Annotated in this window: 23 protein-coding genes and 1 CRISPR repeat array (1 of these 24 cut by a window edge); of the genes, 13 read left to right on the forward strand and 10 right to left on the reverse strand. The window is 70.5% G+C overall.

Going from position 1 to position 25,179, the window contains the following annotated elements; translation table 11 throughout:
• Nucleotides 1–931: a CRISPR direct-repeat array (repeat unit 37 nt; unit sequence GTTGCACCCGGCCTCGCGGCCGGGTGAGGATTGAAAC) (it extends 2,456 nt beyond the left edge of the window).
• A gap of 276 nt (nt 932–1,207) precedes the next feature.
• The 4 genes from caldi_RS02000 (at nt 1,208) to caldi_RS02015 (ending at nt 4,453) form a co-directional block, all read left to right on the forward strand.
• Nucleotides 1,208–1,822, forward strand: a complete 615-nt coding sequence (locus caldi_RS02000; protein ID WP_264843435.1) for a DUF6431 domain-containing protein — start codon at nt 1,208–1,210, stop codon at nt 1,820–1,822.
• A 95-nt stretch (nt 1,823–1,917) separates the two neighbouring features.
• Complete coding sequence (locus tag caldi_RS02005; RefSeq protein ID WP_264841556.1) at nt 1,918–3,303, forward strand: DDE-type integrase/transposase/recombinase; 1,386 nt, start codon at nt 1,918–1,920, stop codon at nt 3,301–3,303.
• Nucleotides 3,304–3,326: 23 nt separating this feature from the next.
• On the forward strand, nt 3,327–4,133 hold the full coding sequence (locus tag caldi_RS02010; protein ID WP_264841555.1) for an ExeA family protein: 807 nt from the start codon (nt 3,327–3,329) through the stop codon (nt 4,131–4,133).
• Nucleotides 4,130–4,453, forward strand: coding sequence for a hypothetical protein (locus caldi_RS02015; protein ID WP_264843437.1), 324 nt, complete (start codon nt 4,130–4,132; stop codon nt 4,451–4,453). Before caldi_RS02010 ends, caldi_RS02015 begins: the two co-directional genes overlap by 4 nt.
• A 1,208-nt stretch (nt 4,454–5,661) precedes the next feature.
• Here caldi_RS02015 and caldi_RS02020 read toward each other — a convergent pair.
• The 3 genes from caldi_RS02020 to caldi_RS02030 are packed head-to-tail and all read right to left on the reverse strand — an operon-like array spanning nt 5,662 to nt 6,924.
• Nucleotides 5,662–6,138, reverse strand: coding sequence for an MFS transporter (locus tag caldi_RS02020; RefSeq protein WP_264843438.1), 477 nt, complete (start codon nt 6,136–6,138; stop codon nt 5,662–5,664).
• 48 nt (nt 6,139–6,186) lie between these two features.
• Nucleotides 6,187–6,702, reverse strand: a complete 516-nt coding sequence (locus tag caldi_RS02025) for an MFS transporter (protein WP_264843440.1) — start codon at nt 6,700–6,702, stop codon at nt 6,187–6,189.
• Between the two features lie 3 nt (nt 6,703–6,705).
• On the reverse strand, nt 6,706–6,924 hold the full coding sequence (locus caldi_RS02030; RefSeq protein ID WP_264843442.1) for a hypothetical protein: 219 nt from the start codon (nt 6,922–6,924) through the stop codon (nt 6,706–6,708).
• 474 nt (nt 6,925–7,398) lie between these two features.
• On the opposite strand from caldi_RS02030, the gene caldi_RS02035 reads away from it, so the two are divergent.
• Nucleotides 7,399–7,620, forward strand: coding sequence for a helix-turn-helix domain-containing protein (locus caldi_RS02035; protein WP_264843443.1), 222 nt, complete (start codon nt 7,399–7,401; stop codon nt 7,618–7,620).
• Nucleotides 7,621–7,836: 216 nt separating this feature from the next.
• A complete protein-coding gene (locus caldi_RS02040; protein WP_264843444.1) occupies nt 7,837–10,563 on the forward strand; it encodes an ATP-dependent helicase in 2,727 nt (908 codons plus the stop codon).
• A 254-nt stretch (nt 10,564–10,817) separates the two neighbouring features.
• Here the strand turns inward: caldi_RS02040 and caldi_RS02045 are convergent, their stop codons facing one another.
• The gene (locus caldi_RS02045; RefSeq protein ID WP_264843445.1) at nt 10,818–11,072 is read right to left on the reverse strand and encodes a hypothetical protein; all 255 of its coding nucleotides are present in this window, start codon (nt 11,070–11,072) and stop codon (nt 10,818–10,820) included.
• 712 nt (nt 11,073–11,784) lie between these two features.
• Between caldi_RS02045 and caldi_RS02050 the strand changes: the two genes are divergently transcribed.
• Together caldi_RS02050 and caldi_RS02055 are read left to right on the forward strand one after the other, a co-directional pair.
• Complete coding sequence (locus caldi_RS02050) at nt 11,785–12,180, forward strand: response regulator (RefSeq protein WP_264843447.1); 396 nt, start codon at nt 11,785–11,787, stop codon at nt 12,178–12,180.
• Between the two features lie 122 nt (nt 12,181–12,302).
• The gene (locus caldi_RS02055) at nt 12,303–13,370 is read left to right on the forward strand and encodes an HD domain-containing phosphohydrolase (RefSeq protein WP_264843448.1); all 1,068 of its coding nucleotides are present in this window, start codon (nt 12,303–12,305) and stop codon (nt 13,368–13,370) included.
• Between the two features lie 43 nt (nt 13,371–13,413).
• On the opposite strand, the gene caldi_RS02060 is transcribed toward caldi_RS02055, so the two are convergent.
• Nucleotides 13,414–14,346 carry a S66 peptidase family protein gene (locus caldi_RS02060; protein ID WP_264843449.1) on the reverse strand — a complete coding sequence of 311 codons (933 nt, stop codon included), beginning with the start codon at nt 14,344–14,346 and terminating at the stop codon, nt 13,414–13,416.
• A 224-nt stretch (nt 14,347–14,570) separates the two neighbouring features.
• Here caldi_RS02060 and caldi_RS02065 point away from each other — a divergent pair, with 224 nt between their 5' ends.
• Complete coding sequence (locus tag caldi_RS02065; protein WP_264843451.1) at nt 14,571–15,389, forward strand: copper amine oxidase N-terminal domain-containing protein; 819 nt, start codon at nt 14,571–14,573, stop codon at nt 15,387–15,389.
• 146 nt (nt 15,390–15,535) lie between these two features.
• Complete coding sequence (locus tag caldi_RS02070) at nt 15,536–17,953, forward strand: sigma-70 family RNA polymerase sigma factor (RefSeq protein ID WP_264843452.1); 2,418 nt, start codon at nt 15,536–15,538, stop codon at nt 17,951–17,953.
• 32 nt (nt 17,954–17,985) lie between these two features.
• On the opposite strand, the gene caldi_RS02075 is transcribed toward caldi_RS02070, so the two are convergent.
• From caldi_RS02075 to caldi_RS02085, 3 genes are all read right to left on the reverse strand, one after another.
• Complete coding sequence (locus caldi_RS02075) at nt 17,986–18,216, reverse strand: hypothetical protein (protein ID WP_264843454.1); 231 nt, start codon at nt 18,214–18,216, stop codon at nt 17,986–17,988.
• Nucleotides 18,217–18,219: 3 nt separating this feature from the next.
• A complete protein-coding gene (locus tag caldi_RS02080; protein WP_264843455.1) occupies nt 18,220–19,431 on the reverse strand; it encodes an ArsA family ATPase in 1,212 nt (403 codons plus the stop codon).
• Between the two features lie 65 nt (nt 19,432–19,496).
• On the reverse strand, nt 19,497–19,970 hold the full coding sequence (locus tag caldi_RS02085; protein WP_264843456.1) for a MarR family winged helix-turn-helix transcriptional regulator: 474 nt from the start codon (nt 19,968–19,970) through the stop codon (nt 19,497–19,499).
• A gap of 620 nt (nt 19,971–20,590) precedes the next feature.
• On the opposite strand from caldi_RS02085, the gene caldi_RS02090 reads away from it, so the two are divergent.
• Together caldi_RS02090 and caldi_RS02095 are read left to right on the forward strand one after the other, a co-directional pair.
• Entirely contained in the window at nt 20,591–21,376 is a 786-nt protein-coding gene (locus caldi_RS02090) for an SDR family NAD(P)-dependent oxidoreductase (RefSeq protein WP_264844710.1), read from the forward strand.
• 15 nt (nt 21,377–21,391) lie between these two features.
• A complete protein-coding gene (locus caldi_RS02095) occupies nt 21,392–22,276 on the forward strand; it encodes an RNA methyltransferase (RefSeq protein ID WP_264843458.1) in 885 nt (294 codons plus the stop codon).
• Here the strand turns inward: caldi_RS02095 and caldi_RS02100 are convergent.
• Both caldi_RS02100 and caldi_RS02105 read right to left on the reverse strand, forming a co-directional pair.
• The gene (locus tag caldi_RS02100) at nt 22,266–22,466 is read right to left on the reverse strand and encodes a YgaP family membrane protein (RefSeq protein WP_264843460.1); all 201 of its coding nucleotides are present in this window, start codon (nt 22,464–22,466) and stop codon (nt 22,266–22,268) included. The two genes, caldi_RS02095 and caldi_RS02100, sit on opposite strands and share 11 nt — an antisense overlap.
• A gap of 526 nt (nt 22,467–22,992) precedes the next feature.
• Nucleotides 22,993–23,682, reverse strand: a complete 690-nt coding sequence (locus tag caldi_RS02105) for a Crp/Fnr family transcriptional regulator (protein WP_264843461.1) — start codon at nt 23,680–23,682, stop codon at nt 22,993–22,995.
• Between the two features lie 201 nt (nt 23,683–23,883).
• Here caldi_RS02105 and hisS point away from each other — a divergent pair, with 201 nt between their 5' ends.
• On the forward strand, nt 23,884–25,176 hold the full coding sequence (hisS, locus tag caldi_RS02110) for a histidine--tRNA ligase (protein ID WP_264843462.1): 1,293 nt from the start codon (nt 23,884–23,886) through the stop codon (nt 25,174–25,176).
• The last annotated feature ends 3 nt before the right edge of the window (nt 25,177–25,179 follow it).

The following is a 25,179-nucleotide window of genomic DNA, read 5'->3' on the forward strand; positions in this document are numbered from 1 at the left end:
ACGTCCCTCAGGGTCCTGACGGGTTGCACCTGGCCTCGCGGCCGGGTGAGGATTGAAACGTGTCGAGGGCGAGGAAGTCGGCCTCCTCGTCGGTCGTTGCACCCGGCCTCGCGGCCGGGTGAGGATTGAAACCTGGTCCTCCGTGGGAAGCCCCGCCCGGCGCCGGTTGTTGCACCCGGCCCCGCGGCCGGGTGAGGATTGAAACTCCCACGGCGCCACGGCCCGGTTGCGCGGCGGCACGTTGCACCCGGCCTCGCGGCCGGGTGAGGATTGAAACTGGGCGATGCCGCCAGCGATAGTACAACGTCCGATGTTGCGCCCGGCCTCGCGGCCGGGTGAGGATTGAAACGTCGTACGGATGTGCGCATAGGGTGGAGAGGTCTCGTTGCAGCCGGCCTCGCGGCCGGGTGAGGATTGAAACGTTTCCGGGCCGGGCAGACCCCGGACGGTGAGCCCCGTTGCACCCGGCCTCGCGGCCGGGTGAGGATTGAAACATCGGACCGACTTGGCAGCGGGCGCAGGAACTGCCGTTGCACCCGGCCTCGCGGCCGGGTGAGGATTGAAACCGGCCATGGTCCGCACGGCGGTGCAGGCCGGCATGGTTGCACCCGGCCTCGCGGCCGGGTGAGGATTGAAACTGGTTCGGGACGGAGTTCCGGCCGCGCCTGCTCGAGTTGCACCCGGCCTCGCGGTCGGGTGAGGATTGAAACTCAGCCGCGTTGCAGTGGATTGAGACGAACAGGTCGGGTTGCACCCGGCCTCGCGGCCGGGTGAGGATTGAAACTGGTCGCGCAACTACGGCGAGCGTGTGGCCATCCGCGGGTTGCACCCGGCCTCGCGGCCGGGTGAGGATTGAAACAAGGACGCCTGGGAAAACATCTGGCGCCGCTCGCTGTTGCACCCGGCCTCGCGGCCGGGTGAGGATTGAAACTTTGCTGCCTTCTTACGCCCCTCGCTGCAGGAGTTACGCAACTCCGGTTTCTGAGAGGCCGAAAAGGTGGGTTGGAGCAGGTGTTTTCGCCCACGTTATTTGTCGCCGCGTTGACCGGAGTGGTTGGCGCTGGAAGGGGACCAGGAGATAGGTGTGGAAGAGCCTGGGGAGGTCGAGCCTCCCCGTTTTCGCGTGGGAGGTGGAAATAAAGACACCTGCCCCGGGCCGAATTTCCCAGCCGAGCCCCGGGGCAGGCTTCAGAGGAGTTACCTCTGCGTGTCCATCATACTGCCCCTTGCGGTCTCAGTCAAAGCGTACTTACGCCGGTACGGCCGTGACGGGCCCGCACTGGCGCTTCGTTGTGCAGGCTGCGGCCGGCAGATGCGGAAACATGGCGCCCACCATCGGTCGGCGGTCACTCGCCGGCGCATCTACCGCATTCCCATCTACCGCTGGTTCTGTCCCCGGTGCAAGCACACGTGCTCGGTCTTGCCGGACTTTCTACGTCCGTACGCCCGCTTTGTCACGCTGCTGCGGGAAGTGGTCGTGCGCCGGCGCCTTCAGCGAGGAAGGTCGTGGAGGGATCTCACCTGGGAAATCAGTTCACCGGCGGTCAGTGTGGTGTCGGAGCGCACGCTGCGCCGGTGGGTGCGCACGGTTCGCAGTATCGCGGGGAATTGGGGACAGTTCCTGACCGCCTGGCTGCTGGAACAGCGACCCGCCGTCGACGTTTTCACGCTGGTCCCCCGCCACGAGGGTCCCGACGCCACCTTTCATTTTTTGCTCGCGCTGGGTGACTGGCTCCGGCGGCAGATGTCCGTGGACCCTGCCCGCCACCGTGGGCTGTTTGCGTTCCTGAACGGCTTTTGCGAGGCCCCGGCGCCTCTGTGAGGTACGGCTCCCCCCCACCACAAACTTTGTCCCTCCCGGCTGGCTCGGCGTGCCGGCCATAATGGCGGCAACGACGCCAGCAGGGGAGGGATTCCATGGACGAGCAGCAGCGGGAAGAGATCGCCACGTTCCGCTGGAGCCTCATCGCCCCCGTACTGACCCAGAACCTGAGCCCGTCCGAGCGCCAGCGCCTGTTGCGGGAGATCGCCGGGCACCCGCACGAGATCCCTTCCAGTGACAAGACCCGAGTCGGGCTCAGGACGCTGCAGCGCTGGGTCCAGGCCTACCGGCAGCACGGGTTCGAGGGGCTCAAACCGCACACCCGGGCGGATGCGGACCAGGGCCGGGCCGTTCCCCCGGAGGTCCTGGAAGCGGCGATCGCCTTGCGGCGGGCGGTGCCCGACCGTAGTGTGCAACAGATCATCGCCTTGCTCGAGCTGGACGGAAAGGTCGCACCCGGGCGTCTCAAACGCACCACCCTGGGCCGCTACCTGGCCCGGGCAGGCTGCACCCGCCAGGAGTTGCGCAGCAAAGCCGCCCGGAGTTTGCTCCGCCGGTTTGAGGCCCAACACCGCAACGACCTGTGGCAAGGAGACGTCCTGCACGCCCTGTCGCTGCCGGTGCCGGGACAACCCGGGAAGCGGCGCCAAGTCTACCTCATGGCTTTCCTCGACGACCATAGCCGAGTCGTTTACGGCCAGATGTATTTCGAGGAGAAGCTCCCCCGCCTGGAGGACTGCCTCAAACGCACCATCCTCCGCTACGGCCTGCCCCGCCAGATCTACGTGGACAACGGGGCGATCTACTCCACCCGCCACCTGGCCCGGATCTGCGCCAAGCTCGGGATCCGCCTCAGCCACTCCCGCCCCTACCGACCCCAGGGGCGGGGAAAGGTTGAAAAGTTTTTCCAGTACGTCCGCCGCAGCTTTGTACCCGAAGCGCACGCGCTGGTCGAAGCCGGCCAGCTCCGCACCCTGGACGAACTCAACGAGTTCTTCTGGGCCTGGCTCGAGGTGGCCTACCTCAGTCGCCCCCACGGCAGCACCCACCAGACCCCCCGCCAGCGGTTCGAGGCGGACACCGAGCCCTTGCGCCGCATCGACCCTACGGCCCTGCGGGAGGTGTTCCTCTGGGAGGAGCAGCGGGTCGTCGACAAGACCGGATGCTTCTCCCTGCATGGGAACCGCTACGAGGTCGACGCCGCCCTCAGCGGCCACCGGGTGCTCCTGCGCTACGACCCCTACGACCTCAGCCAGATCCAGGTCTGGCACGAGGGAAAGCGTTTCCCGGACGCTGCCCCCCTCCAGCTCCGCCGCACTCACCACCACGCCGTCCCTGCCCCGGCCCAACCCCCGTCCAGCGACGGGATGAACTTCCTCACCCTGGCCCGCAAGCACCACGAGGCCGAGAAGCAGCGCCGCCTGGGTCAGACCTCTTACGCTCGCCTGGTCGGCCACAAGGACGGTGAGCCGTCACGCTGACCGAGTACTTCGGCCTCAAAGCGGTGCCCTTCGCCAGGGAGATTCCCACCGACCGGCTGTTCCCCGCTCCCCAGCACCAGGAACTGCTTGCTCGCCTCCAGTACGCCATCCGCCACCGCGCGTTCGCGGTCGTCACGGGTGAGGTCGGCGCCGGGAAGTCCACCGCCATCCGGGCCCTGTACGATCAGCTCGACCGGACCCGCCACCTGTTCGTGTACATCGCCGACTCCCGTCTCACCCCCAGCGCGTTCTACCGAGACGTGCTCACCCAGCTTGGGGTGGCCCCGCCTTCTCTGTTCCACGGGCGGGAGGTGAAACGGCTTTTCGAGCGCACCATCCTGGACGGTTACACCACCAACGGCCGTCAGCCAGTGATCGTCATCGACGAGGCCCACCTCCTCAGCGGCGCCATGCTCCAGGAGGTCCGCTTCCTCCTGAACTTCCACATGGACTCCATCTCGCCGCTGACGTTCATCCTCGCCGGCCAGAGCGAACTCCGGGGGCTGCTCCGGCTTCGCACCTTCGAGGCCATCGCCCAGCGGGTTCAGGTGCGCTTCCACCTCACCGGCCTCGGGGAGGCCGAGACTCTGGCCTACATCCAGCACCATCTCCACCTGGCCGGCGCCGACCGGCCCCTCTTCTCCGAGCAGGCCCTGCGCAAGATCGTCACGGAGTCCCGGGGCATCCCGCGGGTCATCAACACGATCTGCACGAGCTGCCTCCTGGACGCTTGCGCCCATGACCAGCGCCTAGTGGAGGAGGCCCACGTCGAGCGGGTGCTGCTCGAGCTGCAGGATACCCAGGCCCCCAGAGGAGGTAGCCCGTGGTGACAGATTCTGGCCTGCAACACGCCGGGGTTTCGCTGCGGCTTTACGGGTACGAGATCACCGACCTGCTCGACCTGCTGGAGGCCGCCATCCGGCAGGCCACGACCGGAGATGGGGTCCGGCGCGGCCAGGCGGTCACGGCGTTCATCCTGAGTTACCGTCTGCTCCACCGGTTACGGAACCTGAAGAGCCGGCCCACGTGCCGGCTCGACCTTCCCGTCTTCCGGTACATCGAGGACTACGAGGCTTGGTGGTGGCGCCTCTACCGGGAGTTCGTTCACAGCCCCGGGGTCAACCACCCGTACGGCCCCGGCGGATTCTAGTGGCTGCCGGCCCTGCATTTCGGACTCTGGGGCGCATCCTTACCACGGGCTGCGCCCCTTCAGCGCCAGTGGGCCGGTCACATCTCATGAACGGCCATGACATCGTCGCTGGTCACCGGAGCGACAAATAACGCGGTCAGCAACACCGGGTGAGGATTGAAACAGCGCCCGATACATCACCATGAGCCCCGTCGGCGAGTTGCACCCGGCCTCGCGGCCGGGTGACGATTGAAACTTCGGCTCGTACGCCTGGGCGACACGGGCCGTCGTGTTGCACCCGGCCTCGCGGCCGGGTGAGGATTGAAACCGTACGTGCCCGGATTGCGGCAGGATACTTTGCCCGCAGTTGCACCCGGCCTCGCGGCCGGGTGAGGATTGAAACCTGCGCCAGATCGTGGCCAAGTACGAAGGGACCCGGTTGCACCCGGCCTCGCGGCCGGGTGAGGATTGAAACGGGTCATGAACCTCAGCTACTACGCGGACGTGCGCGCCAAGGGTTGCACCCGGCCTCGCGGCCGGGCGAGGATTGAAACGTTGCGTGTCAAGCTCACGATCTATGCGTTGTCGGCGTTGCACCCGGCCTCGCGGCCGGGTGAGGATTGAAACTCCAGGATCTCCTTCACGGAGTACGTGTGCCAGTACGAGTTGCACCCGGCCTCGGGGCCGGGTGAGGGATTGAAACTAGGGTACGGCAAAGTCTGGAGCTTGTCCAGGAGGGCCTGCACCCGACCTCGCGGCCGGCTGAGGATTGAAACCTGTCAGAAGCCGGTTACGAAGGCCACAACCTGCAAGTTGCACCCGGCCTCGCGGCCGGGTGAGGATTGAAACTCCCGCGCCTCCGTCGCCTATAAGTCGGACGGCACGTTGCACCCGGCCTCGCGGCCCGGTGAGGATTGAAACAATTGCGCCATCGATGTTGATCCGCGGATACGCTGTTCCACCCGGCCTCGCGGCGGGGTGAGGCGGCTGCCCCTCGAGCGTGAACCAGCGAGAGTGGCGGAGGACACGTGTCTTCGGGCTCGTGACTGTAGAGTTCCCGCACGGATCACCATACGCTGCGGGACGCACGAGCGAACGTGGATACGGCTGCGGCGGGGTCCTCGCGCCCGACGCCGCGGCAGAAGGCACCTGTGGCCGTTCACTGAGCCTCGCACCGCGGCCGGGCGGGGGGTCACCCGTTCAGGCCGCCTTCCGCGCGGTCACGGTCGTCACGTGTGAAGGCGCAGCGACCCGTGCGGGGGCAGGGTGTGCGTCGCGTACGTCTCCCTGCTGAGTAAGGCCCCGACGACGGCCACCGCTGCGATGGCCACGGACACCCACTGCGCGCCGAGGTAATCGGCCGGCTCGTACACTCGCATCCCTGCACTGACCTGACCGGCCCAACTCCGGTCCAGCAGCCACCCGACGAAGGGCTGCGCCAGGGCGGCGCCGACGAAGCCGCCGGCGTTCACCACGCCGGTGGCGATCCCGGTCGACAGCGCAAGGTTCACCTCCTTGGCGACCGAGAACGCCGCGACGAACCCCGATACCGCCCAGCCGACGGCGGCGAAGAGGAAGTCCAGCAACCAGAGCGGGGGCGTGCCCAGTGCAGCCAGAGCGAGCCAGCCCGTCACGCCCACCGTCGCCGTGGCCAGGAGGAAGGGCTTGCGCCGCCGGAAGACGGCGGACGCATGGCCCGTGAGCACCGTGCCCAACACCAGCGGAATGGTCATGACAAGCAGGTGCGCCGACGCCTACTCCCGGGTCAAGTCGTAGACGTGCATGAGATACGCGATGCCCCAGGTGCCGGTGAACGCCAGGTAGGGGGCGTACAGACCGACGAAGACCAGCATGGGAGGCCATGTGTGGGGGTTCCGGACCACGCTCGCGATCGCCGGGGGCAGCTGGTGAAAGGTCAGCCGGGTGGCCTTCGCCCGGTCCCGAACACTCCACCAGGAGACGGCGGCCATTGCCAGCGACATGGCGCCGATGAAGCTCGCCGTGGGGCGCCAGGAGAATCGTTCGATGGCCCAGGCCAGGGGGATCGTGGCGACGACCGCGCCGACGTGGCTGACGCCGGAGCTGAGGCCGGAAAGCGTGCTGAACTCCCCGGGTTCGAACCAGTCGGCGACCACCCGGGCCACGGCCACGAACAGGACGGAGAGGCCCAGCCCCGACAGCGCCCGCCCGGCGTACAGCAGCGGCGCGCTGGGCGCGGAGGCGATGGCCAGGGCCCCCACGCCGGCGAGGACCATCCCCCACGTGGACACGCGTCAGGCCCCTAGCCAATCCACGATCGTGCCGGCCGGCACCTGTCCGGCCACGTAGAGGTAGAAGTAGATCGAGGACAGCGTACCGAGGTCTTCGGCGCTCAGGCCGAAGCCGGCCATGAGCTGGTCGATTGCGACGCCCGGGATGGAACGGTGTATATGAATGAACATCATGTCCGTACACAGAGCCAGCCAGCTCAACCATCGCCAGCGGCCGGACACGATCACAGCTCCTCTCGCCGGTAGTCCGCTGAGACGGAAGGCTCAGCCGCTGCGGATCGAGGCCCTCCAAGGGTGACCGATCAGCCTCATGGTAGCCCGTGGCATGCCCCCTTCACCATGTGGCCACAAGGTGAGGGCCACGGGAGGGCAGTGTCCGCTCCGCCGGGTTCGTCGTTCCCGTCGCATCCGTGGCCCGGGTGTAGCGTGACTGGCCGGCCGAGGCCGAACGTTTCGCGTACGGGTATCCACGGATCGACCGCCATCCGCAACTCCGTGGAAGGGAAACCAGGCGATTCCGTCAGCACGGTGCACGACCTCGGTCCTCACGCGACCGCGGAGCCGTGGCGCTCCGGGGTCTTTTGTTACCGCTCTTTGGCTTATCAGGAACCGAAACGGACCTTCGGCTCCGCAGGAGGTGGGACTGCGACCGACAAAGTGATCGATGATTCGGCCAACGACCGGGGAGGTGGGACGATGTTCGTCGGCTCTCGGATTCGCGACCTGCGAGCCGAGCGGAACCTGAGCCTGCGGGAGCTGGCGGAACGGGCGGCGGTGTCGTCCTCGTACCTGAGCGCCATCGAGCGGGGGCTCAAGAAACCGTCCCTACCGATGCTGCGGCAGAAGCCTGACGAAGCGCCTGAGCGTTTGGACCCAGCAGGCCACGTATCCACCGATCAACGCCGGTGGGCCAATTGAAGCTCCCGGGTGCTCCGGGCGCCGGTCATGCGGGTATTGCAGGGATCAGGCGTCGTGCTCGCAAAGTAACTTTTCAAACATGCCTTTCGACGGGACCTTTCGATGGGGCCCCGGCGGCGCCGGTGAACCAGGCGGGGCGCCGCCGGCGGTTCGAGCACCTCGGCGATGAGGGTGCCCTCACCGGCACAAGGCCACTGGGCTGGCAGGGGAGCGGGCATGGACGAACTGGAGAAGCGCATCGTCGAGGGCCTTTCCGCCCGCCAGCGGGAGGCCGTGGTGGCGCCGGACCGGTACCTGCGGATCATGGCCGGGGCCGGCGCGGGGAAGACGGAGACCCTGACGCGGCGGATCGTCTGGCTCCTGGCCCGGGGCTGGGCACCTGGGGAGATCGTCGCCTTCACGTTCACGGAACGGGCCGCTGCGTCGATGAAGGACCGGATCCACAAGCGGGTGGCAGAGATCCTCGGCCCCGAGAGAACGAAGACCCTTGGGGAGATGTTCGTCGGCACGATCCACGCGTACGCCGCCCGGCTGCTGCAAGATCACTTCGGCTACGGCAACTGGGACGTCGCCGATGACAACCAGGAGATGGCGTTCCTCCTCCAGCGGGGATGGGAACTGGGGCTGGGCGAGGACGTGCGGCGGCTGCCCGCCGGCGCACGGACGTCGTACAGTGAGTACGTGGTCCGGTTCAAGCGGGCCGAGGCCGTGGTCTGCCACGAGTTGCTGGAACTGGACACCCTGCGCGGCTCCCCGGAGGCCCCGGAGTTCCCTGAGCGGGTCCGGCGTTACTGGGATCTTCTGGACCAGCACCACATCCTCACCTTCGATCGCATGGTGCGGCTGGCAGCAGAGCGGCTGCGTGCGGACCCGGGCGTGGCGGGGTGCCGGCATCTCCTCGTCGACGAGTACCAGGACATCAACCATGCCCAGCAGGCCCTGATCTGGGCGCTGGCGAGGGCGCCGGACCTGCGGTCCTGCACGGTGGTGGGGGACCCCCGCCAGTGCATCTACGAATGGCGCGGCTCCGACCCCGGCTGCTTCGACCGCTTCGCGGAGGAGTTCAGCGCCCGGACGGTGACCCTGCAGGAAAACCGGCGCAGCGCCAGGGCGATCATCGACGTCGCCAACGCGGTCGCACGGCACTTCCCCGAACCGGCGCTGAGGGTGCCCATGGAGCCGGCGCGGCGGTCTCCCGGAGTTGTGGTCTGTCAGGTGGCGGAGTCGGCGGTGGGTGAGGCACGCTCCATCGCTGGCCAGATCCGGGGTGAGGTCGAGGCGGGGAGGGCTCACTACGGGGATTTCGCCGTGCTGCTACGGAGCGTGTCGACGTCGGGTCCTGTCTTCATCGAGGCCTTCCGGGAGCTCGGGATTCCGTACATCGTCGGTGGCAAGGTGGGACTCTTCCAGCGGCCCGAGGCGCGGGCCATGGCGGCACTCTGGCTCTGGTTCGGCGGTCACGACTGGCGGCCCGAGCCGTATGGCCCCGCGTACAGCGGCGACGCGCTCCTCGGGCTGGCAGAGGCGGAGTGGCCCGGCGGGCTGAACCGGGCGGCGATGGAGGCTTTCGCCGGGCGCCTGCGCGACGGCGCGTTCCACGATCTGACGGAGGCCTACCAGACGCTCCTGGCCGAGCTCGGCTACCTGGCGTGGAACCCCGACGACCCGGAGGATGCCGTCCGAATGGCGAACCTGGGCCGCTTCAGCACGCTCCTGGTCGACTACCAGGCTGCGGCGTGGCGCGGCGGCCGCAGCCCGAAGTGGCCCACGCTCCTGGGCGGCCTCGCCTGGTACATCAAGGCGTATGCCCAGGGAGCCTACGCGGACCAGCAGGCCGACGACCTGCCCCAGGTCGATGCCGTCCACATCAGCACCGTCCACCAGGCGAAGGGCCTCGAGTGGCCGGTGGTGTTCGTCGCGGCGCTTGTCGACAGCCGGTTTCCCTCGAGCCAGATGGGACGGGAGCAGAAGTGGCTCCTGGCCCGGGATCTCTTCGACGCTGCCCGCTACGAGGGCGGCGAGAACGCCGAGCGCCGGCTCTTCTACGTGGCTGTGACCCGGGCGCGGGATACCCTGGTGCTGTCTCGCTTCGAGCGAGCTTCCCGGAACTCGGCGCGGCCGTCACGCTTCCTGCGGGAGGGTGGAGCCCTCCCGGAGCGCGGGCCGGCCGTGCTGCCGCGTGGGGCCGTGGAAGGGGCGCGCCGGTCGGAGGACGAGGTCCTCACCCTGAGCGTGGAAGAGATCCTCACCTACCTGCGCTGCCCCCACCAGTACCGCATGCGCCACGTCTGGGGGTACGAGGCCGAGCTCGCTCGGGAGCTCGGCTATGGCCGGGCGGTCCACCACGTCCTGCGCCTCCTGGCCCGGTCTGCACGGGATGGTGCCGATCCCGAGGCGGTGCTGGTGCGGATCCTCGAGGACGAATTCTTCCTTCCTTATGCTCACCCCGCCGGACGCCAGCGGATGATCGAGGCCGCACGCCGGGGGCTGACCTCCTTCGTCCGGCACCACGGGGACATCTTGTACCGAGCCGACGACGTCGAGGCCCGCCTCGAGTTCCTCCTTTCACCGGCCGTGACGGTAGCCGGGCGGGCCGACGTCCTGGTCGCCGAGGGTGGCGGGCTGGAGGTGATCGACTACAAGACGGCGCCGCCGGGCGAGGACGGAGGCCTGGCGGATGCCGAGGCCGACCTGCAGGTGCAGCTCTACGCCGCCGCGCTGCGGGACATGGGACGGGACGTGCGGCGGGCGCGGGTGATTCACGTGCTCGGGGAGGGCCACCCGGCGCGGACCGTGCCCGTCGACTCACAAAGCCTGACCCGCGCCCGCCAACAGGCGGAGGAATCGGTGCGCGAGCTGGCGGCACGCCGGTTTCCGGCCCGTGCCGGCAAGGCGTGCCGGTCCTGCGACGTCCGGCGGATCTGCTCCCTGGCGGCCGGGTGAGGGCGGCGGCGCTGTGCCGGTCCCGGGGGCGGTTGCGCCGGGCCCTGGCGGAGGCGGCCCGCCGGAGCCGCTGGCGCCTCGGGACGGCGCGAGCAAGGACGAAAGCGAGTTGCACCCGGCCTCGCGGCTGGGCCCGGTTGAACCCACACGGGCACGTCCTGGCCCCAACGCGCGCCGTCCGCCTGGTATCCCCGGAGGAAGGCCGTGGTGAGCGTCGGCGAATCCGACGCAGACCGGCGTCGACCTGGTCCGTCTCAGGTCCTCCAGAGCCGCTCTTCCGGTGTGCCCTGCACGTTCGTTTCCGCAACGTATGCCGCGAAGTCGTGGCCCACCAGCAGGTGCCGGTACGCGTCCAAGAGGGTGTCGCGCACCTCCTGCGCTGTACGTTCGTCGTCGAACGGGCCCACGGAGTCGATCTCGCGCCGTTGTGCGGTTCCCGCGGGATCGCCCCACGTGATGACAGCCCAGTACATGGTAGCCATTTCGCTCCCTTCCGGCTCGTCGCTCACAGGTCCGTTCCTATATTCTGTCGGAATCGACGAGCCGGACACGCGATATGCGGTAGAGAGTCGCCCGGCAGCGCCAAAATGCCGGGTTGGCACCCCGAGCGCGGGAATTGGGTGCTGTCCGCGGCGCGGGCGACAAGCCGCGCCCCACCCGGTGCGGTTCACGGTCCGCTCCGGGCAACTCATCGCTGGAGAGGCACGGTCGCGCCGCGCCCGCGAACACGCCGGGTGTGCCGCGTGCTGCCGGGGGAGGAACACACACGACGGACGACGGCGCGTCGTCGGTGAGTGCGAGTGCGTTTCTGAGCGTTGCCTCCCGCCGCGGCCGCCAGCCGCGGGTACCGAACATATAGATAAATACAATAGATAGATGGAACAGCATTGGCTTCATCTATTGATTACGTCAATGGATTGACGCACAAGGCATTGATGTTATCTATTCGTATAAGGGCTGCCGATCGAAACGGAACTCACCATCGAGTCGTCTGATCGCGCGCTTTGCAGGAACCCCGACGATTCTCGATTATCCCCGCCCCGTCGGATCCCGGACGGCGATCAGACGATCAAAAATTTCGACTTCTACCTGGGGGCTGGGGAGAGGCGGCGGCGGCCACGGCGGACGAGGCGGCGCCGGCGGTGGAGAGTCTGGCGAACATCGGACGGGACCATCGGGCGGCCCGACGCAGATCGGGAACGGAAACGGAGGCAGCGATCGGTGCCTGAGACGGGGAGCCATCCGATACGCGTCTTGATCGCAGACCGTTACGAGCTGATCCGGGCGGGGATCCGGGCGGTCATGGCGACGGATGCCCGCTTTCGGGTGGTGGGCGAGGCGGCTACCGCGCCGGAGGCGATGGAGCGAGCCCTCGCCCTCTCCCCGCAGGTGGTCCTCCTGGACGTCCGGTTGCCCGGACGGTCCGGGATCGACCTCTGCCGGGAGATCCGCACCCGCCTGCCGGGCACGCGGGTTGTCGCGCTGGCCACCCACAGGGATGAGGAACTCGCCGCCGCCTGCTTTCAGGCGGGGGCGTCGGCGTTCCTGTTGAAGGACATCGATCCGGTAGAACTGAAGCGTACGATCGAGGCTGTGGCCCAGGGCAATTCGCCGTGACAGGGTCGGCGGACCCGTGCAAACGGGGAGCTGTCATTTGGCATGTGGGCCCTCTTACCCCAACACGACGGGTTCGTTGCAAGCCGGTTGACCCTTTTGGAGGAACTGGGGGGCCGACGGCGATGGCCGGCCATGTTGCAGCCCTGCAGCAACTGTTCTGGAACGCGACCGACGGCATGATCATCACGGACGCGGATACGGTGGTACTGGATGTCAATCCGGCGTACGAGGAGTTGACCGGCATCTCCCGCAAGGAGTGGATCGGCAGGAAGCCGAGCATCGTCAAGTCCGGGAAGACCCCGCCGGAGGTCTACCGGGACATGTGGGCCAGGTTGACCACCACCGGCAAGTGGCTGGGTGAGGTGACCAACCGCCGGCCCGGCGGGTCGGAATGGGTGTCGTTCCTGAGCATCACCCGCGTCCAGGACGAGGCCGGCCGCACGTGGGGCTACGTGGGCATCGCCCGGGACGTCACGGCCCAGAAGCAGCAGCAGGCCGAACTCGCCCGCCGCCTGGAGGAGATCGCCGGGCTCCAGGAGGCCCTTGTGTTCGCCCTCGCGGAGGAGGCGGAGTTCCGGGACCCCGATATCTCGGCCCACCTCAGCCGCGTCCGGCGGTACACGGAGCTTCTCGTCGACGTCCTTCGCGAGCGGGGCCACCCGGAACTGCAGGACGCGCGTGTTGGCGCTGCCATCGCTCGTACGAGCGTCCTGCACGACATCGGCAAGGTGGGCATCCCCGAGGGGATCCTGTTCAAGCCGGCGCGCCTGACCCCGGAGGAGATGCAGGTGATGCGGCTGCACCCGGTGATCGGCTGGCAGATCCTCTCGGCGACGTCGGAACGGGTCCGGGACCGGTTGGGCGAGGACGAGCCCTTCTTCCGGATCGCCCGCCAGGTGGTGCGCTACCACCACGAGCGCTGGGACGGGACGGGCTATCCGGACGGCCTGGCGGGCGAGGCCATCCCGCTGGGCGCCCGGATCGTCGCCCTGGCCGACGTGTACGACGCCCTCCTGTCACGCCGGGTGTACAAGGACGCCTGGTCCCCGGACGATGCCCAGCGGTACATTCTGAGTCAGGCCGGTGCCCAGTTCGACCCCATGGTCGTGGACGCTTTCCGCGCCGTGGAGGGGGAGTTCCGGCGCGTCGCGCTCAGCCCGGGTGCGGCGCGGCGGGTCATGACGGCCTGACCGGCCAGGCCGTCCGGGCGAGCGGGTCGGCCAGCCGGCGTCCTCAGGCGACCGCCGGGTCGAGCAGGCGGAGCCCGTGCTCGTCCAGGGCTGCCCGCACCCCGATCGGCAGGGTGACGTTGGCGATGTTGTGGCCCAGGCCGCGGATCTGGACGATCGGGATGTCGAGGCCCTCGCAGGCGTCCAGCACCACCCAGCGCAGTGCCTCCCGGGGGTCGGGGTCGTCCTCGAAGCAGCGCTCCCAGCTGCCCAGCACCAGGCCGGCGACCGAGCCCAGGTCACCGGTGAGCCGCAGCCGGTGCAGGCACCGGTACACCTCGGCGCCTCGCTGGCCGTAGCCCTCGAGGAACAGGATGCGGCCGCGCAGGGAGGGCCAGTAGGGCGTGCCGGCGAGGTGCACGAGCACCGCCAGGTTCCCGCCAACCAGCGGACCCTCGGCCCGGCCGGGGCGGAGGACCCGGTCGACCCCGGCCCAGGCGGGGAGCGGGCCGGCCGGCTCCGGGCGCGCGGCCACCGCGAGGAAGTGCGCCTCCAGGCCGGGGTCGGCGAGGGCGAAGCCGTAGGCCACGTCCGGACCGTGCAGCGTCACCAGGCCGGTCCGGGCGTGGACCGCGTTCAGGAGGACCGTGACGTCGCTGATGCCCAGGACGAGCTTGGGCCGGGCGGCCAGGGCGGCGTAGTCGAGCCGGTCCACGATTGGCAGGCAGCCGGCCCCGCCCGTGGTGGCGATGACCGCCCGCACCTCCGGGTCCGCGAACATCTCGTTCAGGTCGGCCGCCCGCTCGGCGTGGGTGCCGGCCAGCCCGTGCCAGTCTGCCCGGACGTGGCGCCCGAGGCGCACCCGCAGCCCCATCGCCTCGAGCCGGCGGATGCCGCGCTCGACCCGGTCCCACTCGCCTGCCACGCTGCCGGAGGGCGAGACGACCCCGACCCGGTCGCCCGGCCGCAGGCGCGGCGGGCGGATCGGCGATTCCATGTGGCTGCACCTCGCCAGGAGCCCGGTGTGTGAGGGGCCCGGGGTCGGAAGTTCGCCGCCGCACGGTCGTTTCCCCGCAGACATACCCGGGGCGGGCGGGAAAAAATACCCGTCGAATTCCACGGAAACGGCGAAAACCTGTAAGGATTTCCGGGCGAGCACGTCTAACTACTGAATCGGTCCCCGCAGGGGGGATCGCAAATCCGGGGATGGAGGGGTCGTAGGTGAGGCGCAATCGAAGGCTGTGGGCTGCGTTGGTAGCGCTGGTGGCGGTCCTGGTGGGCGGGGTGGCTTCGGCGGCGACGCCGCTGTTCCGTGGGTTCAGGACGGTCCGGGTGGTGCTTGAAGGCAGGGAGATCCAGGCCGACGTGCCGGGGGTGATCCTGGAGGGACGCACCGTGCTGCCGGTGCGGGCACTGGCGGAGGCGCTGGGCCTCAAGGTGTCCTGGGACGAGGCGACCAGCACCGTGGTGCTCGAGCGCCAGAGCCCGCCTTCCGGTGCGCAGGAACAGGGCCCCGACGCCGGAGCGCGGCAGGCAAGTACAGAGCTCGCCATCAAGACGAAGAGCACTCCGAAGGGGCTGGCGAGCCCCAGCGGGGTCACGCTTACGGTTGAGAACGTAACCATGAATACGAACCTGTCCGAACGCCTGGCCGTCCCGTCGGCGATGATCGTCATGGAGGGCACCCTCGCGAACGCCGGCCGGGCGCCGTACGATCTCGCCCAGGCGCGGGTCACGCTGCGCAGCGTGGCGCCGGATGAGGCCGGTCGGATCGTGAAGGGGCCGGAAGTCCAGGGTGTGCTGGCCCAGCCTTCCGGCGAGCGGGTGGCGGGCACCCTGGCCCCGGGCCAGTCGATCCCCGTGCGGCTCGTGTTCCGGGTGCCGGACGGCTCGGTGCCGGTGCCCGGCGAGCTGGAGCTGTCCTTCAGCGGCGCGCCGGGTGAGGCGCCCGTGACGGAACGGGTCAACGTCACGATCCGGTGCAGCTGGCCGCCGCTGAAATGCGAGATCGTCATCGTCATCGGCAAGGCGACGGATTGAACCCGGTTCGGTGATCCTTCCCGGGGGCGGTTGTCCGCCCCCGTCTGAGTCTTGCCGGGGAAGGCAGGGGATGACCCCTCCGGCGCCGAATCCCGGTGGCGTTGCCAGGGAGCGAGCGGGATGGGGCTGGCGGGGGTGAGGCCGTCGTGGCGCAGGAGCCGCATGGCGACGAGGAACTGGCCGCCCGGGCGGGCGCCGGCGACCGGCAGGCCGTGGAGGCGCTGTTTCACCGCTACTTCGACCGGGTCTACGACCTCGCCCTCGGCATGCTCCGGGACCCGGACGCGGCCGGCGACGTGGCCCAGGCGACTTTCGTGAAGGCCATGGAGCGTCTGCGAAGTGGCCCGCCGCCCCGTGGCTTCCGGGCGTGGCTGTACGCCATCGCCCGGAACACGGCGATCGACGAGCTGCGCGGGCGCCGGCGCCGCCTGCCGTGGCCGGGGGTTTCCACGGAGGAGGGGGAGACCCTGGACTACGAGCCCCCGGCTCCGGCCGCCTGGGCGGAGCCGGAGCAGGTGGTGGCCGACCGCGAGACGGCGGCCCTGGTCTGGGAGGCCGCCGCCGGGTTGAGCCCGGACGACCGCCTGCTCCTCGACCTGCACCTGCGCAAGGGACTGGAACCCGGGGAGATCGCCCGGGTCCTGGGGGCCCGCCCCGGAAGCGTGTACACTCGCCTCAGCCGCCTCCGGGATGCCCTGGAGGAGAGCGTCAGCGCCCTGATCCTGTACCGGCGGGGTCGTGGCCGCTGCCGGGAGCTGGAGGCCCTGGTGGCGCGGTACGGCGGCGAGACGCTCACGCCGGTCCTGCGGAAGGCGGTGAACCGGCACCTGGAAAACTGCGGCGTCTGTCGGGAGAGCCGGCGGCGGTTCGTCGCCGCCGGCGCCCTGTTCGGCGCCGTACCCCTGTTCGTGGCGCCGGCACGCGTGCGGGCCAGTGCCCTGTCGTCCGCCCTGAGTGCGGCCGGTGGGACGGGTCCGGGCGGGGTGCGCGGCTCGCGGGGGCATCTTTCCGCGTCCGCCCGGATCGGCCTGGGCGCGGCGGCCGCCGCCGCCGTGGGCCTGGCGGGCTGGGCGGTGGCCGGTCGCCTGGAGGGCCGCCCGGCCTCATCCCCGACCGTCTCCGCGGCACCTGTCCGCACCGGCCCACCGCCGGCACCGCCATCCTCCGGTGCGCCGGCCGCGATGTCGAGTGGCGCCGCCGGACGGCTCGAGATCGCCGCTTTCCGGCTGGTGGGCACGGGGCCGGAACCGGCGGAAGTGACCGGAAGTCGAGAGGTGACGGTCGAGGCCATGGCGACCGGGGCGGACGCCTGGCTGGTGGCCGAGGGCGCGGCCGAAGCGCCCGACCCCGGGGACCCTCGCTGGGCGCCGACCGTACCCGACCACTTCCTCCTGAGTCCCGGCGACGGGGCCAAGACCGTGTACCTCTGGATCCGGGACGGGGCGGGTCACGTGGCCGGAGCCCAGGCGCGCCTGTTCCTGGACACGGCGCCGCCTCCGGCGCCCACGGCGCTCCGGAGTCCGAGCCATGAGGCCGGCCGGGAGTCGGCGGAAAACGTGGTGACCGTCACGTGGCAAGCGCCAGGCGACCCGCCTCCCGCCAGCGGGCTGGCCGGCTACGCGAGCCGCTGGGACAATCCCGGCGAGGCCCTTCCCGGTGAGGTGAACCTCGGCCCCGGGGCGACTCGGGCCGTGAGCCCCCCGCTCCGGCCCGGCCGCTGGTACTTCCTGATCCAGGCGGTGGACCGGGCCGGCAACCGCAGCCCGGTCGCTCGGGCAGGTCCCTTCGTGATCGTGGCCGGGTCGCCTTCGCCCCCTCCGGCGGACGCCGGGCCGGTACCGGAGGGAGACGCTGCTCAGGCCCCGGAGGAAGGCGCCGCCCCATCGGCCGCCCGGCCCGGCTCCGCAGTGCGGCCGGATCCGGAACCGCCCCCGCCGCCTGTCATCGACCGCTTCGTGCTCCGGGACCCGGATCGCGGCACAGCCGGTCTCACGGGCTCGCTGCGGGCCAGCGTCTCCCTGCGCGTCTCCGGTACGGTGCGGGGCTGGCTGGTGGCGGAGGACCGGCCCGAAGCACCGGCACCGGAGGACCCGGACTGGGCGGCGGCAGCCCCGGAGACGGTGGTGCTGTCACCGGGAGAGGGGCGGCGCACCGTGTACGCGTGGGTCCTGGGCGAGGGCGGTGCGGTGGTGGGCGAACGGACGACGATTGTTGTCGATACGGTGCCACCCGGCCCCGTGCAGGAACTGGGCAGCCCCACCCACCGTCCCGGTGCGGTGAGCCAGGCCGAACGGGTCCGGGTGACGTGGGCGCCGGCCACCGACGAAACCCCCGGAAGCGGGGTTGCCGGGTACGTGGTCCGCTGGCTGGATGGCAAGGGGAACGTACTCGGGAAGGAACTCCTGCCCGTCACCGCCCTCGAGGCGGAGAGCCCGCCGCTGTCCCCGGGCGTGGACTGCTACGTCGAGGTCTGGGCCGTCGACCGGGCCGGGCACCGTGGCCCTGCCGCTCGCCTGGGGCCTTTCCTCGTGGCGGCCGCGGACAGCACCGCGGCGCAGCCGTAGCCTGCGCACCGGGCAGCAGCAGTGGAGTCCCCTCACTCCTCCACGGGGATCGGCTTCGGCTCCTCCGTCCCGTCGCCCTCCGGGCTCTCCGCGTCGAGTGCCATGAGGGCGTGGTCGACCAGTTCCCGGATGCCCAGGAGTGCCTCCCGCCGGGCCGCTCGGAAGTGCCGGGCGGCGGCCGGGGGGACGGCCTTGCCCACGAGGCTGTCCCGCAGGTCGAAGAGCTTGTCGATCAGGGCGTGTGCCTGCTCTCGCCGCAGCATGGCTCATGCCTCCTTCGCGTGTTCGCTGCTCGCCCTGTCCGCCTCCGGGCGCTCGCCGAAGCGGATGCGCAGCCGCCCCTCCGTGAAGCGGGCGCCCAGCACCGGCCGCCCCATCAGGATGCGCGGCAGGAGCACCTTGCGCCGGTAGGCGCCGACCTGCACCGTCAGTTCGTCCCCCCGCTGGGTGAGCCGGATCTCGTCCCGGGAGGCGAACCCGACGGCGAGGTCGAGGACGTGGCCTTCGGGCGTCTTCCGCACCTCCTCGGCGCGGCCGTCGAAGAGCCTGGCCGCCGGGTCGACCCCGGCGAAGGCCGCCTCGGCCACCCGCTCCAGCATGGGCAGCCCGACGACCTCGGTCTCCATGAGGGGGACCCGCAGGATCGGCAGGGGGCGGAAGGACGCCTCGATCTCCTCTTCGTACCTCGACTGGACCTGACGCCAGCCCGCCAGGTAGCCGCCCTCGGCGACAGTGGGCAGCACCCGGTTGACGATCACCGCGTCCGTGTGGAACCCGAAGAGGTTCAGGTAGGTGAAGGAGCGGCGGGACTCGGCCAGGACCATCTTCTCGGGGTTGAGGACGATGCGGACCGAGGTGGTCCCGGGGTCGAGCAGGAGCCGCTGCAGCTCCTCGAGCTGGAGGACGAGCTGCTCGATCGCGTCCATCACGTCGTCCCCGGGCAGCTCCAGCCCGCCCGCCACCAGGCGGGCCACCGGCCGGGCCGCCTTCACCAGGCGGCGCTGCCACGGGAAGATCTTCTCGAACCACCAGTTGAGGGTCTGCGGGTAGGAGAGGAGGCGGAGGGTCTCGCCGGTCGGGGCGCAGTCGACCACCAGGGCGTCGTACTGCCCGCTCCGGGCGAACTCCCGCACCCGCAGGAGGGAGAACAGTTCCTCGAACCCGGGGAAGACCAGGAGCTCCTCGGCGCTGACCTCGTCCAGCTTGGCCCACCGGAGGACCCCGGTGAGCCATCGCTGGATCGCGCCCCAGTTGCGCTCCGCCTCCCGCAGGCTGTCGACCTCCACGCCCCAGAGCCGGTCCGCCACGTGAACCGGTTCGGGCCCCAGGGGCCGGTCGAATGCGTCCGCCAGGCTGTGCGCGGGGTCGGTGCTGACGACCAGGGTGCGGCGCCCCGTCGCGGCGAGGCGCAGGCCCGTGGCGGCCGCCACGGTCGTCTTGCCCACGCCGCCCTTTCCGGTGTACACGAGCACACGCATCGGGATGGCCTCCTGTTGCTACGATGTCGAAGTATCGACCAGGATGCCAGGCGAGACCCGGACCGCTACTCGACACGGACCCGCCTGGGGGCGGAAGGGTCCGGGAGGGGTGCGTCCGCCGGCTCCTGGAGCGCCCGAACGACCTTCTGGGCCAGGTTGAGGAGCTGGTCGACCTCCTCCGGGGCGAGGGCTTCCTGCACGCGCCGCAGGAGGCTGTCGATCTTCGCCCGGGCCCGCCCGGCGAGCTGCCGCCCTTTCGGCGTCAGCCGCAGGAGGACGACCCGCCGGTCCCCCGGGTGCCGCTCCCGCAGGGCGAGGCCGCGCCGCTCGAGGCGGGTGCCGATGCCGGTGGCGGTGCTCAGCGGGGCGCCCAGGTCCGCGGCGAGTTCGGACATGGTGGCCTCCCCGCGCCGTTCGAGCATGAGCAGGGCCAGCCAGTCGGACCGGGGCAGCTCCCGTTCCAGGGCCAGGAGTTCGGGGTCCCCGAGGAGCGGGAGGCGAATGCGCCCGGTCAGGAGCATCTCGAGGAATTGCTGCACGCCGCTCACTCTTTGCTACGACGTCGAAGTAACTGCCTGGCTGGATCATACTACGAGGACGAAGTATCGGCAAGGCGATTCACCACGGCGGCTGCGGGTTCAGGGCGGCGGCCCACCCGGGCGGTCCACCGTGGAGGTTCACGGCCGTGCGTCAGGCTTGTCGTGGCCGGCGTGGCCGGGAGAGTCTGACGCAGAAGTTGGGGGTCTAGCCGGGCCGTTGCCTGTCAACTTTTGCGTTTTGGGACCGCAGCGTGTGCGTCTGGGTTGACGTAACACCGACTTCCGGTAACATTTGGTCGCCGTTTCTCCCCCAACCCCCCAGGTTTCGGACTCCACGCCGATCGGCGCACGCAGAATTTGACAGGCGAGGAGCGCTCTCGCCTGTCAAGTCGTGCGTTTCGTTCCACCCATGTGGACGGGGTTCCGGCCAGAGGAACCGGCCGCGTCCGCGGAACCGGCCTCGCTTCCCGGTCCTGCCGGCCGGAGGCGGTCCCGTCGCAGCCGCTGGAGCGTCTCACCGGCTGGCGCAGGAGATCGCCGGTGTTGTCCCGAACATGCAGAGCCGTACACGTACGGAGGAAGCCAGGAAGACGGAATCGGAGGAACGCAGGTTGGCCATCGTGGTGATCACGGGGGCCTCGAGCGGGATCGGCGAGGCGGCGGCGAGGGCCCTGGCGGAGCGGGGGCACCGCCTCGTCCTCGCCGCGCGCCGGGTGGACCGCCTGCAGGCGCTGGCGGCGGAACTCGGGGCCCGGACGGAGGTCGTGGTCGTCCCGACCGACGTCGCCGACCGGGCGCAGGTCGAGGCGCTGGCGCGGCGGGCCGGGGAGCACTTCGGCGGGATCGACGTGTGGATCAACAACGCCGGGATCGCCCACCGCCACCCGTGGTGGGAACTGAGCCCCGAGGCGATCGACCGGGTGATCGACGTGAACCTGCGGGCCGCGATCCACGGCGCCCGGGCGGCGATCCCCTGGATGCTGCGGCAGCGGCGCGGTCACATCATCAACGTCGCGTCCGTCTCGGGGCTCGTCGGGGTGTCGGGGGTCTACTCGGCGACGAAGTTCGGCCTGCGCGGCCACAGCGAGGCGCTGCGCCGCGAGCTGGCCCCGTACGGCATCCACGTCTCCCTGGTCAGCCCCGGCTTCGTCCGCACCGAGATGACCGCCAACAACCCCATGCCGATGCCCCCGGCCTCCGTGGTGGGGAAGGTCATCGCGAACCTGATCGACCGCCCCCGCCGGGAGGTGGTCGTGCCGGGCTGGTACCGGCTGGCGGTCTGGCTCAACGCCGCCGCGCCGTGGCTGGTCGACCGGGCGCTGTCGGGGCGGCTCGGGCGGCTGCGGTCCGGCTCGCACGGGACGGCCGTCTCGCCGGCGGCCGGCGAGGACCGTGCAGAGCGGTGAGAAGGGAGGTACGGGGTGGACAACGTCGTCCTCGTCCTGTTCCAGCCGGAAGACGTCGTCAACGTGGCCGGCGTGGTCCGCGCCATGAGCAACTTCGGCCTGAAGGACCTCCGCCTGGTCGAGCCCGCGGCGTTCGACGCCTACCGGGTCGAGGGGATCGCCCACCACACCGGTGAGATCATCGAGCGGGTGCGGCGTTACCCCTCGCTGGAGGAGGCGGTGGCCGACTGCAGCCTGGTGCTCGGCACGACGGGACGGCCGCGGCGCGTGCGGCGGGAGCGGCTTACGCCGCGGGAGGCGGCACCGATCGTGCTGCGCACGGCGGCGGCCCACCCCGGCGCCCCCGTGGCCCTCCTCTTCGGGCGGGAGCGCGACGGGCTGCCGAACTCGGCCCTGGACCTGTGTCACGCCGTGGTGACGATCCCCACCTCGCCCGAGAACCACTCGCTGAACCTGGCCCAGGCGGTGCTCGTCATCGCCTACGAGCTGTGGCTGGCCGCCGTGGGGACGGACCGGGAGCAGACGGGGCAGGGCGCCCCGGAGATGACCTTCGGCGCCCGGACCCTCCCGGCGGCGCTGGAGGAGCCGGGGCCGCTGGCCACGGGGGCGGCCCGGGAGGCGATGTTCGCCGCGCTCGACGACATGCTCCGCGCCCTCTATCCGGGGACGACCGAGTCGCGCCTCGGCGCCGCGGTCTCGCGCCTCCGGGCGATCGTCCTGCGGGCCGCTCCCCGCGCCGACGAGGCCAGGCTCCTCTCGCACCTGTTCCGCCACATCGCCCGGGTCGCCCGCACGGCGTACGCCGCCCGGCAGGCGGCAGGGGCGCGGCCGCCCGGCCCGGACGCGGCCCGTCCGGAACCCGGCGGCCGGGGAGCGGACCCGGCCGGGCCTACTTCTTGACGGCGCAGGTGTTGATGCCGAAGAGCCGGTACAGCGCGCACCAGCCGAGCGCCGCCGTGCCGAGCATGATGACCGCCACGACGTACCCGACCCAGGCCGCGGCGCCTCCGGCCCGGTAGCCGAGGTACGCCGCCACCACGCCGATGATGACCCGGATGATGCGGTCGACCGTGCCCACGTTGGGCGTCACTGCGCTCGCCTCCTCACGGTGGTGTCATCGCAAGTGTAGGGAAGCCGGGCAGTTCGTGTACGTACATTTGCATACGATCGGTCGTGTTCGAAGCGGGTGCGGCCGCGGCGGCTCCGGCCCGGATAGCGGTTCCGGCCCGAGCAGCGTCACGGGGACAAGTCTTGATCCGGTTTGGCTTCCGGGCTTGGTACAACGATTGTGCTGGTGGAACCGGAAAGCCGCATGAGACCGTCGGCACCTTCTCACGGTCTTGGTACTAAGACTACATAACGTGGTTTTCCTGTCCCCAACAGGACCTTCAAGTGCCTCTGACGGCGGCCCAAAAGGCGAACAAGGATCACATTTGACCCACCTACCCTGGGGGGTTCCTAGATCTGAAGTTGGTCTGGTCCCCCGTCGAACGCATGGAACCGACCGCCGGCCCGTTCGTTGGTCTGTAGAAGACGAGACGGCCGCCGGTCGGGGCCGGCCTTCGTGGTGTTCGCCCTGGTACCTCCCCGAGGAGCAAGACGGCACGTCGGGGCAGCTAAGAAGCCGTTTCGAGGTGGCGGCCGAGTCGGTCCGGGAAGACCACGATGGGGCCGCCGCGGCGGTAGTCGACCAGCCCCTGCTCCCGGAACTGGGTCAGGATGGCCGTGACCTGCTCGCGGGTGGTGGCCACGCGCGCGGCGAGTTCCTCGTGGGTGAGCCGTTCTGGGCAGACGGCGCCACCGTCCGGCCCCGCCGGCTGGCCGTCGACCAGGCGAAGCAAGAGGAGCCCGAGCCGGGTGCGGACGTTGGCGAAGGCCAGCTGGGCGAGGCGGTCCTGCAGGTCGGCCATGCGCTGACAGAAGACGTCCAGCAGCGCCAGGGCCTCCGCCTGGTCGCCGGCGACCAGGCTCAGGAGGTCGTCGACGCGGAGGCGCACCACGCGGGAGTCGACCACCGCCACCGCCTGCTCCTGCCGCCGGCGGATGGCGCAGAAGCAGAGCTCGCCGAACACCTCTCCCGGTCCGTGGACGCCCAGGACGAGCTCGCGCCCGGCGGGGGAGACGATGCTGGTGCGCACGCGGCCGTCGAGCACCACGTAGAGGTGGTCGGTCGGGTCGCCCATCCGGTAGACGAGCTCCCCCCCGGCCACGGCGCGAGAACGCCCGCGGGCGGCCAAGCGGGCGATGCGGCCGCGGACGAGGGTCGTGAGCGACTGGCAGTGCGCGTGGGAGGGAAACGAGAGCACGGTGCGGTCCTCCGGTTTCCTCGTACGGTTACCGAGCAGTTCGCCCCCGACCTGTGCCGCCCCTGCCGTTCGCGGCCTTCGGGGGGGCCGGGCCGGGCCCCGGGACTTGACTCCGGGGTGAGACGGGCGGTACCGTAACCTCGTGCGGAGCCGCGCCGGAGCGGCGCCGCGCCCTTTCACGGAGAGCGAGGTGGCCCCCTCTTGATCACCGCCCCGCGGGGCACCCATGACATCCTGCCCGGCGCGCAGTTCGGCTGGCGGGACTCGGCGCGCTGGCAGCACCTGGAGGCCGAGCTCCGCCGCATCAGCCACCAGTACGGCTACGTGGAACTCCGCCCGCCCGTGTTCGAGGCGACGGAGCTGTTCGCGCGCGGCGTGGGCGAGTCGACGGACATCGTCCAGAAGGAGATGTTCACCATCCAGCCCCGCGGCCGGGCCGGCGGCGATGGCGCCGGGGAGCCCACCCTGACCCTGCGGCCCGAGTTCACGGCCGGCCTGGTGCGGGCCTACATCGAGAACGGCCTCCACAACCTGCCGCAGCCGACGAAGATCTTCACCTACGGCCCCGCCTTCCGGGCCGAGCGGCCGCAGAAGGGCCGCTTCCGGCAGTTCCACCAGTGGGACGTGGAGGTGTTCGGGGCCGCCGACGCGGCCGTCGACGCCGAGGTGATCGAGATCGGCATCGCCCTGGCGAAGCGGATGGGGCTCGGCGACCTGGAGGTCGACCTGAACAGCATCGGCTGCCCCGTCTGCCGCCCGGCGTACCGGGAGAAGCTGCGGGAACACCTGCGGCCGCACGCGCACGAGCTGTGCGAGGACTGCCAGGCTCGCCTGGAGCGCAACCCGCTGCGGGTGCTCGACTGCAAGGTCGACGCCGACCACCCGGCGATCCGGTCGGCGCCGGTGAGCGTGGAGCATCTGTGCCACGACTGCCGCACCCACTTCGACCAGCTCCAGCGCCACCTGCGGGCGCTGGGGATCCCGCACCGGGTGAACCCCCGCATCGTCCGGGGGCTGGACTACTACACCCGGACCGTGTTCGAGGTCCTGCACCCCCGCCTGGGCGCGCAGAGCGCATTGTGGGGCGGCGGGCGCTACGACGGGCTCATCGAGCTCCTGGGCGGGCGGCCGACCCCCGGGGTGGGCTTCGCCCTGGGCATGGAGCGCCTCCTCATGGTGCTGGACGAGTCCGCCGCGCCCGGCCCCGGGGCGCCCCGGCCGGACGTCTTCCTGGCGCCGCTCGGCGCGGCGGCGCGGGAGCGGGCGCTCCCGATCCTGTACGCGCTGCGCCGGGCCGGCCTGGCGGCGGACATCGACTACCTGGACCGGAGCCTGAAGGCCCAGATGAAGTACGCCGGCAAGGCGGGCGCCCGCTACGTGGCCATCCTCGGCGACGCCGAACTTGCCCGCGGCGTGTGCACCCTGCGCGACATGGCGACCGGCGACCAGCGGGAGGTCGCACTCGAGAGCCTGGTGGAGGCGGTACGGACGTGACGC

The organism is Caldinitratiruptor microaerophilus (genome assembly GCF_025999835.1).
In the GTDB taxonomy this organism is placed as follows: domain Bacteria; phylum Bacillota; class Sulfobacillia; order Symbiobacteriales; family ZC4RG38; genus Caldinitratiruptor; species Caldinitratiruptor microaerophilus.

What these genes read in the sequence shown, in the direction of transcription:
- caldi_RS02005 (WP_264841556.1), top strand. Translation starts at nt 1,918, where the DNA reads ATGGACGAGCAGCAGCGGGAAGAGATCGCCACGTTCCGCTGGAGCCTC.
- caldi_RS02035 (WP_264843443.1), top strand. Translation starts at nt 7,399, where the DNA reads ATGTTCGTCGGCTCTCGGATTCGCGACCTGCGAGCCGAGCGGAACCTG.
- caldi_RS02040 (WP_264843444.1), top strand. Translation starts at nt 7,837, where the DNA reads ATGGACGAACTGGAGAAGCGCATCGTCGAGGGCCTTTCCGCCCGCCAG.
- caldi_RS02055 (WP_264843448.1), top strand. Translation starts at nt 12,303, where the DNA reads ATGGCCGGCCATGTTGCAGCCCTGCAGCAACTGTTCTGGAACGCGACC.
- caldi_RS02060 (WP_264843449.1), bottom strand. Translation starts at nt 14,346, where the DNA reads ATGGAATCGCCGATCCGCCCGCCGCGCCTGCGGCCGGGCGACCGGGTC.
- caldi_RS02075 (WP_264843454.1), bottom strand. Translation starts at nt 18,216, where the DNA reads ATGCTGCGGCGAGAGCAGGCACACGCCCTGATCGACAAGCTCTTCGAC.
- caldi_RS02080 (WP_264843455.1), bottom strand. Translation starts at nt 19,431, where the DNA reads ATGCGTGTGCTCGTGTACACCGGAAAGGGCGGCGTGGGCAAGACGACC.